The 14001-nt window shown below is 35.3% G+C and carries 18 protein-coding genes and 2 pseudogenes; 11 read left to right on the forward strand and 9 right to left on the reverse strand.

Going from position 1 to position 14001, the window contains the following annotated elements:
• Positions 1 to 279 precede the first annotated feature (279 nt).
• From G6W41_RS02170 to cas1, 10 genes and pseudogenes are all read left to right on the forward strand, one after another.
• On the forward strand, positions 280 to 963 hold the full coding sequence (locus G6W41_RS02170; protein ID WP_194170486.1) for a CRISPR-associated endoribonuclease Cas6: 684 nt from the start codon (positions 280 to 282) through the stop codon (positions 961 to 963).
• A gap of 63 nt (positions 964 to 1026) precedes the next feature.
• The gene (locus tag G6W41_RS02175; RefSeq protein WP_194170487.1) at positions 1027 to 2217 is read left to right on the forward strand and encodes a TM1802 family CRISPR-associated protein; all 1191 of its coding nucleotides are present in this window, start codon (positions 1027 to 1029) and stop codon (positions 2215 to 2217) included.
• Positions 2218 to 2261: 44 nt separating this feature from the next.
• A complete protein-coding gene (locus tag G6W41_RS02180; protein WP_194170488.1) occupies positions 2262 to 2417 on the forward strand; it encodes a hypothetical protein in 156 nt (51 codons plus the stop codon).
• A gap of 2 nt (positions 2418 to 2419) precedes the next feature.
• Positions 2420 to 2836, forward strand: a complete 417-nt coding sequence (locus tag G6W41_RS02185; protein WP_194170489.1) for a hypothetical protein — start codon at positions 2420 to 2422, stop codon at positions 2834 to 2836.
• Entirely contained in the window at positions 2829 to 3704 is an 876-nt protein-coding gene (cas7b, locus tag G6W41_RS02190; RefSeq protein WP_194170490.1) for a type I-B CRISPR-associated protein Cas7/Csh2, read from the forward strand. Before G6W41_RS02185 ends, cas7b begins: the two co-directional genes overlap by 8 nt.
• Positions 3704 to 4444 carry a CRISPR-associated protein Cas5 gene (gene cas5 / locus G6W41_RS02195; protein WP_194170491.1) on the forward strand — a complete coding sequence of 247 codons (741 nt, stop codon included), beginning with the start codon at positions 3704 to 3706 and terminating at the stop codon, positions 4442 to 4444. Before cas7b ends, cas5 begins: the two co-directional genes overlap by 1 nt.
• Entirely contained in the window at positions 4441 to 6654 is a 2214-nt protein-coding gene (cas3, locus tag G6W41_RS02200) for a CRISPR-associated helicase Cas3' (RefSeq protein ID WP_194170492.1), read from the forward strand. The genes cas5 and cas3 overlap by 4 nt, the downstream gene beginning before the upstream one ends.
• Positions 6654 to 7188, forward strand: a pseudogene (locus G6W41_RS02205) (Dna2/Cas4 domain-containing protein). Before cas3 ends, G6W41_RS02205 begins: the two are co-directional and overlap by 1 nt.
• An 8-nt stretch (positions 7189 to 7196) precedes the next feature.
• Positions 7197 to 7475 carry a CRISPR-associated endonuclease Cas2 gene (gene cas2, locus G6W41_RS02210; RefSeq protein ID WP_021089505.1) on the forward strand — a complete coding sequence of 93 codons (279 nt, stop codon included), beginning with the start codon at positions 7197 to 7199 and terminating at the stop codon, positions 7473 to 7475.
• Between the two features lie 9 nt (positions 7476 to 7484).
• Positions 7485 to 8482, forward strand: a pseudogene (gene cas1 / locus G6W41_RS02215) (CRISPR-associated endonuclease Cas1).
• A gap of 445 nt (positions 8483 to 8927) precedes the next feature.
• On the opposite strand, the gene G6W41_RS02220 reads toward cas1, so the two are convergent.
• Positions 8928 to 9206: an addiction module antidote protein gene (locus G6W41_RS02220; RefSeq protein ID WP_009293986.1), complete on the reverse strand. Its 279-nt coding sequence runs from the start codon at positions 9204 to 9206 to the stop codon at positions 8928 to 8930.
• Entirely contained in the window at positions 9203 to 9496 is a 294-nt protein-coding gene (locus G6W41_RS02225) for a type II toxin-antitoxin system RelE/ParE family toxin (protein ID WP_194170493.1), read from the reverse strand. The genes G6W41_RS02220 and G6W41_RS02225 overlap by 4 nt, the downstream gene beginning before the upstream one ends.
• 120 nt (positions 9497 to 9616) lie before the next feature.
• On the opposite strand from G6W41_RS02225, the gene G6W41_RS10080 reads away from it, so the two are divergent.
• Positions 9617 to 9715: a S26 family signal peptidase gene (locus G6W41_RS10080; protein WP_242039887.1), complete on the forward strand. Its 99-nt coding sequence runs from the start codon at positions 9617 to 9619 to the stop codon at positions 9713 to 9715.
• 153 nt (positions 9716 to 9868) lie between these two features.
• Here the strand turns inward: G6W41_RS10080 and G6W41_RS10430 are convergent, their stop codons facing one another.
• From G6W41_RS10430 to ffh, 7 genes are all read right to left on the reverse strand, one after another.
• Positions 9869 to 10390, reverse strand: coding sequence for a helix-hairpin-helix domain-containing protein (locus G6W41_RS10430; protein WP_194170494.1), 522 nt, complete (start codon positions 10388 to 10390; stop codon positions 9869 to 9871).
• A gap of 136 nt (positions 10391 to 10526) precedes the next feature.
• A complete protein-coding gene (gene rplS, locus G6W41_RS02235) occupies positions 10527 to 10883 on the reverse strand; it encodes a 50S ribosomal protein L19 (RefSeq protein ID WP_002941851.1) in 357 nt (118 codons plus the stop codon).
• 8 nt (positions 10884 to 10891) lie between these two features.
• On the reverse strand, positions 10892 to 11584 hold the full coding sequence (gene trmD, locus G6W41_RS02240; RefSeq protein ID WP_194170495.1) for a tRNA (guanosine(37)-N1)-methyltransferase TrmD: 693 nt from the start codon (positions 11582 to 11584) through the stop codon (positions 10892 to 10894).
• Positions 11581 to 12111, reverse strand: coding sequence for a ribosome maturation factor RimM (gene rimM / locus G6W41_RS02245; protein WP_194170496.1), 531 nt, complete (start codon positions 12109 to 12111; stop codon positions 11581 to 11583). Before rimM ends, trmD begins: the two co-directional genes overlap by 4 nt.
• Entirely contained in the window at positions 12104 to 12346 is a 243-nt protein-coding gene (locus G6W41_RS02250) for a KH domain-containing protein (protein ID WP_194170497.1), read from the reverse strand. Before G6W41_RS02250 ends, rimM begins: the two co-directional genes overlap by 8 nt.
• On the reverse strand, positions 12346 to 12573 hold the full coding sequence (rpsP, locus tag G6W41_RS02255; protein ID WP_009293992.1) for a 30S ribosomal protein S16: 228 nt from the start codon (positions 12571 to 12573) through the stop codon (positions 12346 to 12348). The genes G6W41_RS02250 and rpsP overlap by 1 nt, the downstream gene beginning before the upstream one ends.
• Before the next feature lie 71 nt (positions 12574 to 12644).
• Entirely contained in the window at positions 12645 to 13985 is a 1341-nt protein-coding gene (ffh, locus tag G6W41_RS02260; protein WP_103595132.1) for a signal recognition particle protein, read from the reverse strand.
• Positions 13986 to 14001 lie beyond the last annotated feature (16 nt).

The raw sequence follows: 14001 nt of genomic DNA on the forward strand, positions 1-14001 counted from the left end.
CTGCGTTGGATTCGAACCAACGGCCCCCTCATTAAAAGTGAGATGCTCTACCGACTGAGCTAGCAAGACATGATTATTTAAAAAAGAATTGAGATTATACAAAAAACATTATTATATGTCAAGAAAAGAGCGTTTAAATTTTAAAATAAGTCTTTGATTTTATTTAGCTACATTATTTTAAAATAAAAAATAAATTCTAAAAAATTTATTTTATATAATTGTCTATTTTTTACAAAATTTTGAGTTATAATCCATTTTAGCAACAAATAAGGAGCAAGGATGATCATTATAAATTCACGTCTACCAACTCAAAATTTAAAAATAGCAAAGTCTTTATCTAAGCTCATACAAGGCTATATTTATAGCTATTTGCCAAAGGCTGAACATGACGGATACACACATAAAGAAAGCGGTAAAAATTTTAAAAGATCAAATTTTGATTTTAGATTAAATAGCTTAAGTTTAGATATAAGATTTAGCTCGTTTGTGCCAGAATTTGAAAAAACGATCGCTTTTGCTGTGCTAAAAGACGGATTAAAACTTGGCAATATTTGTTTGCTTGATACGTCTGTGTCAATAAAAAAGCATAGAATTTCACAAAATGAGGCTACTTTTCAAGGATGTGTTGCGTGTTCGGTCGTTGGACTTTTGGGATATAAAGTGCATCTTGAGCCGCAAGACTCCAGGCATCTTGAAATGATGAAAACAAACGCGCTGCAAAGATTTGAAACACTTATGGGGTATAAATACGAGGGCGAATTTGAGCTAAATTTGCTTTGGCAAAATTTACAAAAACCTTTTTATTTTTTCTATGGCAACAACAATATGCCTGTCAGAGCTTGGCCTGCAAAGTGGCATATCAAAGCAAAGCCAGAGCTTATAAATTTGATCCTTGATGTGGGAGTTGGTAGTGGATGTATGAACTGCGGACTTGGGTTTTTAGAAGTAGTTGAAGATAAATAAATTTTATAAATATTTAAGGTATGTTGTCTTAATATTAATAAAAATTTTTAAGGTCAATTTAAAATGGGACTTGCTCATAAGTTACATGTGATCGGAAATTTAATAAGCGATGACGACACTATCGCTATGATAAAAAATTCAAATTTTAAAGATAGCGAACATATTGTTTTAACCATCGATTTTAAAGTAGAAAATTTAAAAATTGTCGATAAGCCAAAAATATCCAGAGCCTCGCTAGATAACATAAAGACGCTTTTTACTAAAAAGATAGGCGGCACGAGCAACTCATACTATCTATATCCAAATTTTGAGTATCAAGGCGAAAAAGATCTATACAAGAAATTTAAAGCCATCTCACATACACTACAAAATTCGGTTATGGTCTATGCAAACGACGACAATAAGCGTGTTGCCGCCTTGGTATTTGAATACATTAAAAATTATGAAAATGACGAGCTTGAGCTAAAGAATTTTAAGCAGGATGATTATTTTTTGATTTTGCTTGTAAATGGCAAGAGTTTTTATGAGTTTATGCCTGAAGTTTTGCAAAACTATCTTAACGAATTTGTCCGCCCTCATATTAAAAACAGCAAAAACGAACCAATTCTAAAAGAACTAGCAGATGTCGTCACAAAAGAAAAAATTGCCTGCGGATACAATCCTGATATTAAATTTTTCACCATGGATAATTATGATGATAGCTACTGCATACAGCAGATAAACAAACTGCCTATGTCTCTAGAAAGCGCAAAGGCAATAAAAAAAGGTTGGATGTTTGCGATAAATAACTTAAAATTTTACTACAAAGGCTTAGAATACATAATCATCCCTTCTATGGCAAATTTCGACGCTGAAATTTTCAAAGGATTAATAAGCTTTCTTAAAAATGCAAAAAATATGCAAGAAGAATCCGAAAGAGAAGAGAGCTTTATGAGAAGATTGCGAAAGCAAATCGAAAATTACGACCAAATAAATAGCTTTACGCTTGATATTTTATTTGCCGAGGTTGATCAGACAAATTTATCCGTTAAGATATTTTCTACACTTGAAGACGTTTTGCCAAGCAGGATAGCAAAGGTCGTAAAACTAATGCAAGAGCATCATATTACCGACTCTTCAAAGCAAATTCAAGATACAGATGATGATATCAAATTTACCTATCTCAAAGATTATTTTGGCGTTCTTGAAAAATATGCCGTTGCCACAAGAGTCAAAGGACTTGATAACAAAATCATACAGGAGAAAATTTTTTAGCAAAGTTGCTGCTCGGATACGCAAAGATAAAATATATCGAGCTTTTGAAACGATTTGAACATTTTAGAGAATTTGATGCCCAAAATAAGAAAAAGATAAAAGACGGCGTCAAAAACTGGATAGCCTTTCCTGAAAATATTGTCAAAAATGAAAATAAAATTTTAGGATTTTTACAAGAGATAAACGCGATAAGGATGTGATTATGAAGCTTTTTTCTGATTATTTTAAGGAGCTGTTAGAAAAGCAGTCAGATTATTTTAAAGATGATCTAATCAAAGGTGCTTATTTGATAGGCGCTTATTCAAAGAGTATTATAAATAGCTCTTTTGCTTCAGACGTTTCTAAAGAAAATAAGACATTTGAAAAGTGGCTTTCAAATCAAAAAATAATAGCGCCAAATTTAAAGAAAATTTTTAATAAAGCAAATGAATTTGAAAGAAAACTAAAGCTAGGTAGTTCGACAAATAGCGATCTGTCGCAACTGATAACTACGCATTTTTGCAATGAAAAAAGCAAGAGCGTTTCTCGCTATGAAATTTCATTTGCATTTATACGAGGTATGAACGACTACGTTAAATTTAAAAAAGATAATCAACAATCAGGAGAAAATAATGAGTGAGATAGCAAAACATAGTGAAATTTTGTTTTTATGGGACGCAAAGATGACAAATCCTAACGGAGATATGCTAAACGACAATGCGCCAAGATACGATGAGAGCGACAGAAAAGCTATCGTGAGTGACGTAAGAGTAAAGCGAACCATTAGAGATGATCTGCAATACAGAAAGTCTCAAACAATCTTTGTAAATAACGCCGAACAAGTACAGTCAGCAGAAACTAGATTTGCCGAGGTAAAGAAAATTTTAGGCGAAGCAGATGATAAAAAAGCATTTTTAAGCTGCATAGACAATAGACTTTTTGGAGGCGTGGCGCCAAAAAGCAATATCCAAATCATAGGCACAGTGCAATTTTCTTGGGCTAAATCACTAAACGAGACAGAGACTATAATGTCTCAAGGAACCGGCGCGTTTGGCAAAGACGGCAGCGGCAATAAAACATTTAGAACCGACAACTACATACCGTATGGCCTATTTGCCATGTATGGCACTATAAATTCACTAAATGCCACCAAATCAAACACTAGCGAAGAAGATGTCGCACAGATGCTTGACTCGATGTGGCAAGGCACAAAGTTGCTAAACACAAGAAGCAAGGTCGGTCAAAAGCCAAGAATGCTTATTAGAGTGATCTATAAAGATACTTATATGATAGGCTTACTTGACGAGCTTGTAAAGCTAGACAATAAAGATTCCGATCAGATCAGAAGCATTGACGAGTGTGAGTTAAATTTTACAGCCCTCATTAGATCGCTAAAAAATATGAGCCAAAAGATAGAAAAGGTTGTGATCTTTTACGATGACTCTTTTAGGAGGTATGTGGATCAGTTTAAAGAGCTGGGACTAGAAATAGACGCAAGAGAGCTATAATGTTTGCATTTAAAATTTGGGGTAAATTTGCTTGCTTTAGAGATCCGCTTTCTATAAGCCAAAATATCACTTTGCCGCTACCGCCAAAGACCACTGTAGGCGGTATGTTGGCGGCTCTGCTTGGTGTGGATGACTATTTAGGCGACGAAAATTTTATGGATTTTGGATATAGCGTCGTTTTGGACGGTGCCATTTCAAAGAAAACCTTTTCGCAAAACTACATAAACGACTACACCAAAAAAACAAAAGCCCATCTAAATAGCCTTAAAAATTTAGATATGCAAAAGATTTCAAATGGTCTAAGAGACGGCTCGGCACCACAGAAACCTATAAACAGAGAGCTGCTAATCGATCCAAGATATACGATTTTTATCGATAAATTTAAATTTGAAAACGAAGCGATAGATAGTCTAAAAAATAGAATTTCCAAATTTCCTTTTTATCTTGGCAATAGCGAATTTACAGGCAATTTTGAGTTTATAGAGATAGCAAATTTTGTAAATAAAAATTTTGATGAGGTAAGTATTGACTCGTTTGTGCCGCAAAGCAAGGCGCATAATATATGCTTTGACGAAAATGTTTTATACTCGCCAATCTGCTTTGCCAAAAGCCTAGATAACGACAGGTCTCCAAAAACGCATATAAATTTGATAGTTTCAAACGATCAAATAAGGGCAAAAAATATAGAGGTTTGCGAGGTGATTTGCGCCCAAAAAACTTATCGATGCATATTTGTATGATGCAAATTTCAGACGTTTTTAACTCACATCCGCAAAAATCATACAACTCACACATTAAAAATATAGCCAACAGCTTTGATGACAATGAGCACAAGGAAGCAGCATCTTTTCACGATCTAGCTAAAATTTCACAAAAATTTCAAGACTATATAAATTTAGACTCTAAAAATTTTAACTCGGCAGATGAATTTGAAAAAGCACGGCAAAAACTAAAAACTACACACACGCTAGAAAGCGCTTTTATATACTTTTTTGCTAGAGACAACAAGGATATAAATTTCTTAGCAAATTTCTTTGCTATCTTAAAGCACCACTCTGATTTACCTGATATAGACTACTTTCTCTCAAGCATAGGCTCCACAAAAGCAAAATTAATAGACAGGCTCAAAAAGATAGATGAGGTAGCCCAAAGAGCAAATTTAGATATCGATATAGATATCTACGATTTTGTAGATTATTTTTTAGACTTAGAAAATGAACTATCAAAATATTATGGTTTGGAGAGCTTTTTTATTTTTAAAAAAAGATACTCAAGGCTCATTTTGGCTGATAAATTTGAAGCCATTTTTTCAGAAAGCTATCAAAATTTAGCCGTTTTAAATGCCAAAAAGATAGATCTTTACATAGACCGCATAAAGAGCTTAATAGCCACCAAAAAGCAAGATGATTATAAAGACAAAGCAAGAGAGATTATATTTAAAAATTTTAACTCCAACAAAGACAAGAAAACATTTCTCATAAAAGCGCCAACAGGTATCGGCAAAACGTTTTTGGCATTAAATTTAGCCCTAGAAATTGCTAGAAACGGCAATAAAAGGCGCATCATAACGGCTATACCTTTTACCTCTATCATAGATCAAACGCACACCGAGTATCAAAAAGTCATAGCAGATCAAGACGTCTTAAAGTATCACCATCTAACAAGCTATAAAAGCCAAAATGACGATGAACAAGAGCAGTTTATGCAAAAGGTATTCTTAGCCGACATCTGGCATGAAAATTTTATAGTCACGACTTTTAACCAGCTATTTTTTGCTTTTTTCTCAAACCACAATAAAGACAATCTCAAGCTTGAAACTCTGCGAGATAGCGTCATCATCATAGACGAGATACAAAATATTCCGCGAGTGCTGCTAAAATCCATGGCAGCTGCTTTTAACGAATTTTCAAAAAGATACAATATCCATTTTATAATCATGTCAGCAACTATGCCTCATATCGCAGCTGAGCTAGAGAGCTTTACCGAGCTTTCGGAGTCTATTTTATATAAACGTGAAAAAGATAGATATGAGATCATCTACGAGCCGGATATAAAAGGGCTTGATGATTTGGTAAGTGAAATTTTAAAACATCAAGACGAAAGCGCACTTTGCGTCGTAAATACAATTTCAAAAGCCAAAAAACTATATGAAACCCTAAAAAACAGTGGCAAAAAAGGCGTCTATCTTTTGACGACGCATCAGATCCCACTTCACAGAGTACAAATAATAGACGAGATAAAAGAAAAACTTGAAGGCGGCGAGAAGATTACCCTAGTTGCCACTCAGCTCATCGAGGCCGGGGTTGATCTTAGTTTTGACGTGGGATTTCGCGAATTTGCACCCATTGGCGCCATCATCCAGGCAGCTGGTAGAGTAAATCGCAACGCCACATCTAGCAGGCCGGCAAAAGTTGTTGTTTTTGACTACATAGACGGCGAAACATTTCCATACCACGATATAGACCTACAAGAAGACAAGGTAAAAGAAATTTTATCTCGCTCTATAAAAGAGAGCGAAATTTATCAAATTTTAGAGAGTTATTTTCAGAGCACCAAAGACGAAACGACAAGCATAGATATGCTAAGCCTTGCTAAAGAGTTAAAATTTCAAACGTTATTTGATAAATTTAATGCCAACTTCATGCCAAAGCAAGACTACAAAGTATCGCTTTTTATAGAGCAATACAATGGTCATTTCAATGAATTTTTAGAAAAACGAGAGGCTCTTTTGACCTCAGGCAAAGATAAATTTATCATCTTGGCAAATATCAAAGAGCTTGAAAAAGAGCTAGCGCTATATACCATTGCGGTTGGCAAAAATATGCTTGGCAATATTAAGTCTTATACTAGAGAGCTTTTTGGTAGATATGTTTTAGTGCCTAGCGATTTTTATAATAAATTTGACGGATTTTTGCCTGAGCTAACGGCAGTAGACGAGGTATTTGACTAATGTTCTCAAAAGATCAGATCACTGGCACGCTTGTGAATTACTACATCACCTGCAAGCGCGAGGCATGGCTTTACGCACATCAGATCCACGCGGACCAAGAAGACGAAAACGTGCTAATGGGCAAGGCGCTAGCAGATATCAAAGAGAGCGATTTGCAGGACTTTGCATTTTCAAATTTGAAATTCGACAAACTTTCCAAGCAGCACGGCCACTACCTCATCACGAAGTATCCTCGCTTTAGCGTTACGAGCGAGAGCGAAGTAAAAAAAGAGCCTAAAAAACGAGCTTGCAGGCAAGATGCAACTGCTTTTTTACATCTATCTTTTAAAAACGGGCCTAAATTTAAAAGAGGTAAAAGGCAAACTAATAAGCGGTAAAAAGGTGATATTAGTTGATGACACCAGCGAAAATTTCGCTCTAATGGAGCAAATTTTAAGCGAGATAAGCGCACTTGCAAATTTAGAAAAGCCACCCAAATTTACTAGCTGTAAATTTTGCCAAAACTGCGCATATCACGACTATTGCACTGCTTAGGAGAGAAGATGTATGTGATACTTTTTTACGACATCGCAGGACGCGAGCAAAAAGAGCGAAATAACGCAAATCGCATCAGAAAAGCGGTCGAGAAATTTCTGCCTCGCGTGCAGTTTTCGGTCTATGAGGGCGAGATCCGCGAGAGCGACTTTAAAAAGCTAAGCAAGACGCTGCAAAAAGAGTGCGTAAGCGAGCTTGACTCCATCGTCATCTATACATTTAACTCGCTAAAATACTCCGAGCGCATCGTCATTGGCGTAGATAAAAATAGCCCAGTATTTAGCTAAGAAGCAAATATGCAAAAGAGCGACAGGACGCACTTTATACTTAGTCCAGGCAGACTTTACAGGCAAGATAACAATATCTACTTTGAAAAATTTGACGAAACGGGCGCACTTGTCGATAGTAAAATTTTGCCGGTAAATGCGATCGATGAAATTTACGTGCTAGCAAAAGTGCAGATCGACACCTACACCATCGCATTTTTGGCGGATAATAACATCCTTTTGCACATCTTTAGCCCGTATCAGAGTTTTCGCGGGAATTTCTACCCAAACACGCCAAACTCCGTAAATAAAAGCGGCTTTGTGTTGCTGTGCCAGCTCTGCTCTTTTGACGACCCGATCAAGCGTGCATATATCGCGCGCGAGATCACTAGAGCCCACATCATAAACGACGCTGCAAACTGCAAAAGACACGGCGTGAAATTTGACATGCAGCCTCACATAAAGGCACTAGATGCCGCCACTAGCGTGCCTGCTATCATGGCGGTAGAGAGTGCATTTCAAAAGCTCTACTACGAAAAGTGGAATGAGATCATCGCAGATCAGCGAAGCTTTAAATTTACCGTCCGCTCAAAAGCCCGCCCGCTGATAAGATCAACAGCTTCATAAGCTACGCAAATACGCGCATCTACAACATCTGCTTAAGCGAAATTTACAAGACCGAGCTAGATCCTCGCATTGGCTTTTTGCACGAGCCAAACTACCGCGCGCTAAGCCTACATCTCGATCTTGCGGAGATTTTTAAGCCGATCTTGGGAGATACGCTGATTTTTAACATGCTAAATAAAAAAGAGATCACTGCAAAAGACTTCCAAACGGACGCTGGCAGGATAAAATTTAGCAACGACGCCGTGCAAAAGATCGAGCTAAAGATGATCTCGCGCCTTTGCGAGACGCTCACGGTGGGCGGTAGGGAGCTAACGTGGAGGCAGGTGATCCGCCGCGAAGCAAATAAGCTTAAAAAGTGTATCTGCGAGGACGCGCCTTATGAAGGCTTTAGGTGGGAGTAAAATCGCATTTTAATAAAGCGTTTTTTAAGATTTTAAAATGCTTGAAATTTAGGGCTTGGCGTATTTACACATGGCTAAATTTTAGTCAAATTTAAGGCGAAAAAATATAGACTTCTTGCACTAGAACACCTATAAAATCAGCTTTTTGGTGCTATTAGAATTTACTCCGTTGGAGTTTGAAACCGAAAATGAACAGCCCCCCCACTTTTTTTCATATTTGGCTCTCCATTAGATTTTGGAGTTTGAAACAACACAGAAGCGACAAATTTAAAAGCCAAAGATTTTCAGAGAAGAGATTTAAATAATAGATCAGATAAATAATAATTGCTATCTTGCAAAGATATATCAAACTGATGATAATATAGTTTTATGCAGATACTTCGAAAAACCAAAACCCCAGCCAATACAGCAAAAAAAGAAACTAGAAATAATAATGAAAAATAGACTAAGCATAAACAAGCTTAATATCAAGAGCATTCACAACCTTAAATATACTTTCAAATCTAGGCTTTGAATTCTCTTTAAACATCTTATAAAAGCTTTCTCTATTTAAATTTGCTTTCTTTGCAACGTTTTCAATGCCTTTTGACTTTGCTATATAAAATAATGCTCTTTTAAATTCTTCAATATCGCCATCAGCTAAGACTTGATTTAAATACTCTTTTCTTAATTCATCAGTTGTTAAGTAGTCTTCTAAATTAAATTTTGTAAATTCTTCTTTCATCTATAATCCTTTAAAATATCTTTTGCTTTTTTAATATCATCGCTTTGGCTATCTTTATCGCCAGCATTTAACAATATAATTATTTCATCGCCATCAAAGGTAAAAAATATCCTTAACCCGCCACGATTGAAAAACCTAAGTTCGTATAAGCCTGTATCTATAAATTTATAATCCCCTAAATGATCTTTTGTTTCTATCTGCTCTAATCTTCTTAATATAGAAACCTTGACAATAGGATTATTTAACTTATGTAACCACTTATTAAATGTCGAACTTTTTAATACTTTCATATGGCAAATTTTAACAAATGTAGCTTAATGGCTACTTATAAAAATAGCGCATAACACTCATAACCCGAAGGTCGGCGGTTCATTAGAATTTATTCCGTTGGAGTTTGAAACTCGACAAACATGGTTGACGACAACCGCAATCACTCTTTTGATAGTCGTTTTTTTGGGACAGTTTCATATAAATTTTTAGTTGGCAAAATTAGATGGCAGTTATTTTGACACAATTTAGAAAAACTCCTTGACCAAAGATAAAAATTATCGGATCAATGAAATTTGAAGAAAGTTGTGATATTTTTTGTCAATTATAATTAAAACAAAAAATATATGGATTTATAAAACCCACTTGTAAAGACAAGCAGGTTTTAAAATGTTTTATTTCTCTAGTTTTTCTTTAAGTTTTTCTTTTTTAGATTTAGCTTTTAAAGCAGCTTTTTCTTTCTTTTCTTTTACTTTGTCAACAACTTTATCTTTTTCATCTTTTGCTTTTTCACTCATACTAGCTTCATCTTCTTTGCTAGAAGTTAGCTCTTCTTTAGTTTTAGAAGCTTTCTTTTTAAATTTATCTTTTTTATCAGAGATTTTTTCTTTCATCTCGTCTTTTGCCTCATCCATTTTCTTCTTACCAGCTTTTGCTTTTTCGCTTACTTCGCTTTTGCCAGTAGTAGAAATTTCACCTTTTAGGTTATCAAAAGTTTTATCGCCGATGCCATTTACATTTTTGAGATCGTCGATTGAGTTAAATTTATTTGCTTTTCTATACTCGATGATAGCATCTGCTTTTGCACTGCCGATACCATCAAGACTCATAAGTTCCTCTTTTGTAGCTGTGTTTAGATTGATTGCTGCCATAGCCAAAGACGCAATAGCTGCAAGTGAAATCAAAATCTTTTTCATTTTTATTCCTTAAAAGTAAATTTGAAGTAAAATTCTAGCAAAGAGTGATTAATGAAGTATAAATATCGAGTAATATAAAAATGATTTTAAATATAGTTTGTAGTAGAGAATCCCTGAAAATTTCAGGGAAAAAGTTTTATTTTCTAAGTTCGCGGATCTTAGCTGCTTTACCGCGTAGTTCGCGTAGATAGAATAGCTTAGCTCTTCTAACACGACCTTTTCTAAGAACCTTTATCTCTTCGATAGAATCGCTAAATATTGGGAAAATTCTCTCAACACCAACACTGTTAGCGCCGATTTTTCTGATGATAAATGTTTCACCAGTACCGCTACCACGTCTAGCTATACAAATGCCTTCAAAATTTTGAATTCTCGTTTTGTCTCCCTCGTGAATACGAGTAGCCACACGCAATGTATCTCCTGCACGGAAGTCAGGGATATTCTTACCAGCAATTTGAGCATTTTCAAACGCTTCAATGTATTTATTTCTCATGTTTTTCCTTATTTATGTGGCTTTAGCTTTTGATATAAATCAGGGCGAAAGTACCTTGTTTTGCAGTGAGCCATCTTGTTTTTTAAGTTGTGGATTTTAGCATGATTACCCTTTAAAAACTCTGAAACCACAAAGAGGGATTTAAAATTATCAGGTTTTGTAAAAGATGGGGCTTCAAGCAAATTACCCTCAAAACTCTCTATTTCAAGGCTCATGTCGTTTCCTAAAACTCTGGGCACATTTCTTGATATCGCGTCGCTCATACAAAGTGCAGGCAGCTCTCCACCAGTTAAAATAAAATCACCTATGCAAAAAACTTCGTCCGCCCAAAGCTCAACAACTCTCTCATCAAGACCTTCATATCTGCTGCAAACAAAGCAAATATGATCTTTTTTAGAAAGCCTCTTTGCGTCATTTTGACTAAATTTTTTACCAGCTGGCGTCAAAAAAATAACATGGGCATTTTTGTCTTTTTCTTTTAAAAATTTGATCGACTCATCCAAAGGCTGTGGAAACATCAAAAGCCCTGCTCCACCTCCAATCATATAATCATCAACTTTATTATGTTTATCGTTGGTAAAATTTCTTGGATTTATGAAATCAATTTCAATAAATTTATTGCTAATCGCGCGTTTTAAAATAGAATCACTAAAGTAAGGTTTAACTAAATTTTCAAAAAGTGTAATAAATGTAAATTTCATGAATTTTCTAAGATATCTCTAGCGCCTTTTACCAAAATCTCTCCACTATCCAAATTTACGCTTTCGATAAAACGCTCCAAATACGGAATGTAGAAATTCTTTGGTTTACCAGCCGCAATAAGCACTTCATCAGTTTTTATGTATAAAAGTGAATTTGCAAAATTATCTTGGATATCTTCTACAATACCTAAATTTTCACCATTTTCTACAACTTTTAAACCAATGATATCAAACCGAAAAAATTCATCTTTTTTTAGTTTGCAGTTTTTTCTGGTGAGCTCTTTTGTGGTATAAATAGTTTTGTTTACAAGTGCTTTAGCAAGGTCTAAGTCATCAAATTTTTCAAACAAAACCAGCTCTTTTTGTCTGTTGTAATCTTTTATGATGAGCTCATCATCGTTTTTATCAAAAAAGGTTGCACCTTTTTTAAATTGCTCTGGGAAGTCGCTCTTGTTGTGAAGCTTTAAATAGCCCCTTAAACCAACACATCTCCCGATGGTAGCGACTTCAACAATATCACTATTCAATAGCTTTTACCGTTACTCTATAACTTGTATTGTCTTTTGCTTTACAGCCAATAATAACGGTTTTTATAGCATTTATCATTTTGCCGTCTTTACCGATAAGCTTTCCAGTATCAACCTTATCAGCACTTATAATAATCTCGACAAAATTTTCACCAAGCTCTTGATGCTCGATAGTTACCTTTTCAGGAAAATCAGCTATCAGCTTGGCGTATTCGTATAAAAAATTTTCAACCATTATTTTGTAATTTGTGCAACTCTGTCGCTAAGTTTAGCACCGACGCTTTTCCAATAATCCAATCTCTCTTTGTTGAAATTTATAACATTTGGCTCGACCATAGGGTTGTAATAACCAATGCTCTCTATCCAACCGCTGTCGCGTCTTTTTCTGCTATCTGTAACAACTATACGATAAAAAGGTCTTTTTTTACGTCCCATTCTTGTTAGTCTTACTACTGTTGCCATATTATATTCTCCTCTTGTTTTTAAATAAAGCTTAAATTTAGATAACAAATATCCAAATTTAAACCCTTTTATCAAACAGGTCTTTTCAAATTTGCTTGTGAAAGCATATTTGCAAGTCCTTTTGCTCCGCCTTTTCCTGAAAATTTCTTAGCAAGCTTTGAAGCATTTTCAAACTGCTTTAAAAAGCGATTTACCTCTACTTGAGATAGTCCTGAACCAGCTGCTAAACGCCTTTTTCTGCTATTGTTTAAAAGGTCTGGATTTTCACGCTCTTTTTGCGTCATAGAGTTTATCATAGCCTTAATATGCAAAATTTCTTTTGAATTATCAAGATCTATATCTTTTATCTGATTTGCAATATTTGAAAGTCCAGGTATCATCCCCATCAAAGACTTCATACTACCAAGCTTTTTAACGCTTTCCATTTGATCTAAAAAATCATTAAAGTTAAACTGACCTTTTTTTATCTTTTGATTTAGACGTTTTGCCTCTTTTTCATCGATAATAGTCGATGTTTTCTCGACCAAAGTAGCTAGGTCGCCCTCGCCCATTATACGGCTTACGATACGCTCTGGTATAAAGCTCTCGATATCAGCTACTTTTTCGCCAGTACCGACAAATCTAAGTGGGATATTTAGCTGTTTTGCAATACTAATAGCTACGCCACCTTTTGAGTCAGAGTCAAATTTAGAAAGGATAACTCCAGAAATCCCCAAAATTTCATTAAAACTTGTAGCTGTTTTTACAGCATCTTGTCCGCTCATAGCGTCAGCTACATAGAAAATTTCATGTGGATTTATCGCATTTTTTACATCTTTTATCTCTTGCATCAACTTTTCATCGATCGCAAGACGACCAGCGGTATCCACCAAAAGCACATCATAAAGACCGCTTTTTGCTTTTTCTAGTGCTTCTTTTGCTACTTTTATAGGGTTATTTTCATTTTCTATATAAAAAAGATCGATCTCGTTTGCAACGCAGAGCTGTCTTAGTTGCTCAACTGCCGCTAATCTTTGCAAATCACAAGCAGCAACTAAAACTTTTTTCTTTCTTAGTTTTAGATAGTTTGCAAGCTTAATAGTTGTTGTTGTTTTACCGCTACCTTGCAAACCAGCCATCAAAACAATGGTTGGCGCAACTGGCGCATAGACAAAGCCTTGATTACCAGGAGCTGTTAAGATAGTCGTTAAATTTGACTTGATCGCATCTAGAAAATTCTTTTGACCAACACCAGTTTGCTTTAGTTCGCTTTCGATAGACGCGAGTAGATCTTTGGTGACTTTGTGGTGAACATCAGCTTTTAAAAGAGCTTTTTTGAGCACGTCAAGTGCGTTTTTTAGAGCTTTTTCGTCATCTACAAAACGTATCTTACTAACGGCTAATCTAAAAGACTCGCTAATTTGTTCGAACACTAATCACCTTTCTAAG

Source organism: Campylobacter concisus, from assembly GCF_015230035.1.
Lineage (GTDB): Bacteria > Campylobacterota > Campylobacteria > Campylobacterales > Campylobacteraceae > Campylobacter_A > Campylobacter_A concisus_BK.

What these genes read in the sequence shown, in the direction of transcription:
- G6W41_RS02170 (WP_194170486.1), top strand. Translation starts at nt 280, where the DNA reads ATGATCATTATAAATTCACGTCTACCAACTCAAAATTTAAAAATAGCA.
- G6W41_RS02175 (WP_194170487.1), top strand. Translation starts at nt 1,027, where the DNA reads ATGGGACTTGCTCATAAGTTACATGTGATCGGAAATTTAATAAGCGAT.
- G6W41_RS02185 (WP_194170489.1), top strand. Translation starts at nt 2,420, where the DNA reads ATGAAGCTTTTTTCTGATTATTTTAAGGAGCTGTTAGAAAAGCAGTCA.
- cas7b (WP_194170490.1), top strand. Translation starts at nt 2,829, where the DNA reads ATGAGTGAGATAGCAAAACATAGTGAAATTTTGTTTTTATGGGACGCA.
- cas5 (WP_194170491.1), top strand. Translation starts at nt 3,704, where the DNA reads ATGTTTGCATTTAAAATTTGGGGTAAATTTGCTTGCTTTAGAGATCCG.
- cas3 (WP_194170492.1), top strand. Translation starts at nt 4,441, where the DNA reads ATGATGCAAATTTCAGACGTTTTTAACTCACATCCGCAAAAATCATAC.
- cas2 (WP_021089505.1), top strand. Translation starts at nt 7,197, where the DNA reads ATGTATGTGATACTTTTTTACGACATCGCAGGACGCGAGCAAAAAGAG.
- G6W41_RS02220 (WP_009293986.1), bottom strand. Translation starts at nt 9,206, where the DNA reads ATGAAAGAAGAATTTACAAAATTTAATTTAGAAGACTACTTAACAACT.
- G6W41_RS02225 (WP_194170493.1), bottom strand. Translation starts at nt 9,496, where the DNA reads ATGAAAGTATTAAAAAGTTCGACATTTAATAAGTGGTTACATAAGTTA.
- G6W41_RS10080 (WP_242039887.1), top strand. Translation starts at nt 9,617, where the DNA reads ATGGTTGACGACAACCGCAATCACTCTTTTGATAGTCGTTTTTTTGGG.
- G6W41_RS10430 (WP_194170494.1), bottom strand. Translation starts at nt 10,390, where the DNA reads ATGAAAAAGATTTTGATTTCACTTGCAGCTATTGCGTCTTTGGCTATG.
- rplS (WP_002941851.1), bottom strand. Translation starts at nt 10,883, where the DNA reads ATGAGAAATAAATACATTGAAGCGTTTGAAAATGCTCAAATTGCTGGT.
- trmD (WP_194170495.1), bottom strand. Translation starts at nt 11,584, where the DNA reads ATGAAATTTACATTTATTACACTTTTTGAAAATTTAGTTAAACCTTAC.
- G6W41_RS02250 (WP_194170497.1), bottom strand. Translation starts at nt 12,346, where the DNA reads ATGGTTGAAAATTTTTTATACGAATACGCCAAGCTGATAGCTGATTTT.
- rpsP (WP_009293992.1), bottom strand. Translation starts at nt 12,573, where the DNA reads ATGGCAACAGTAGTAAGACTAACAAGAATGGGACGTAAAAAAAGACCT.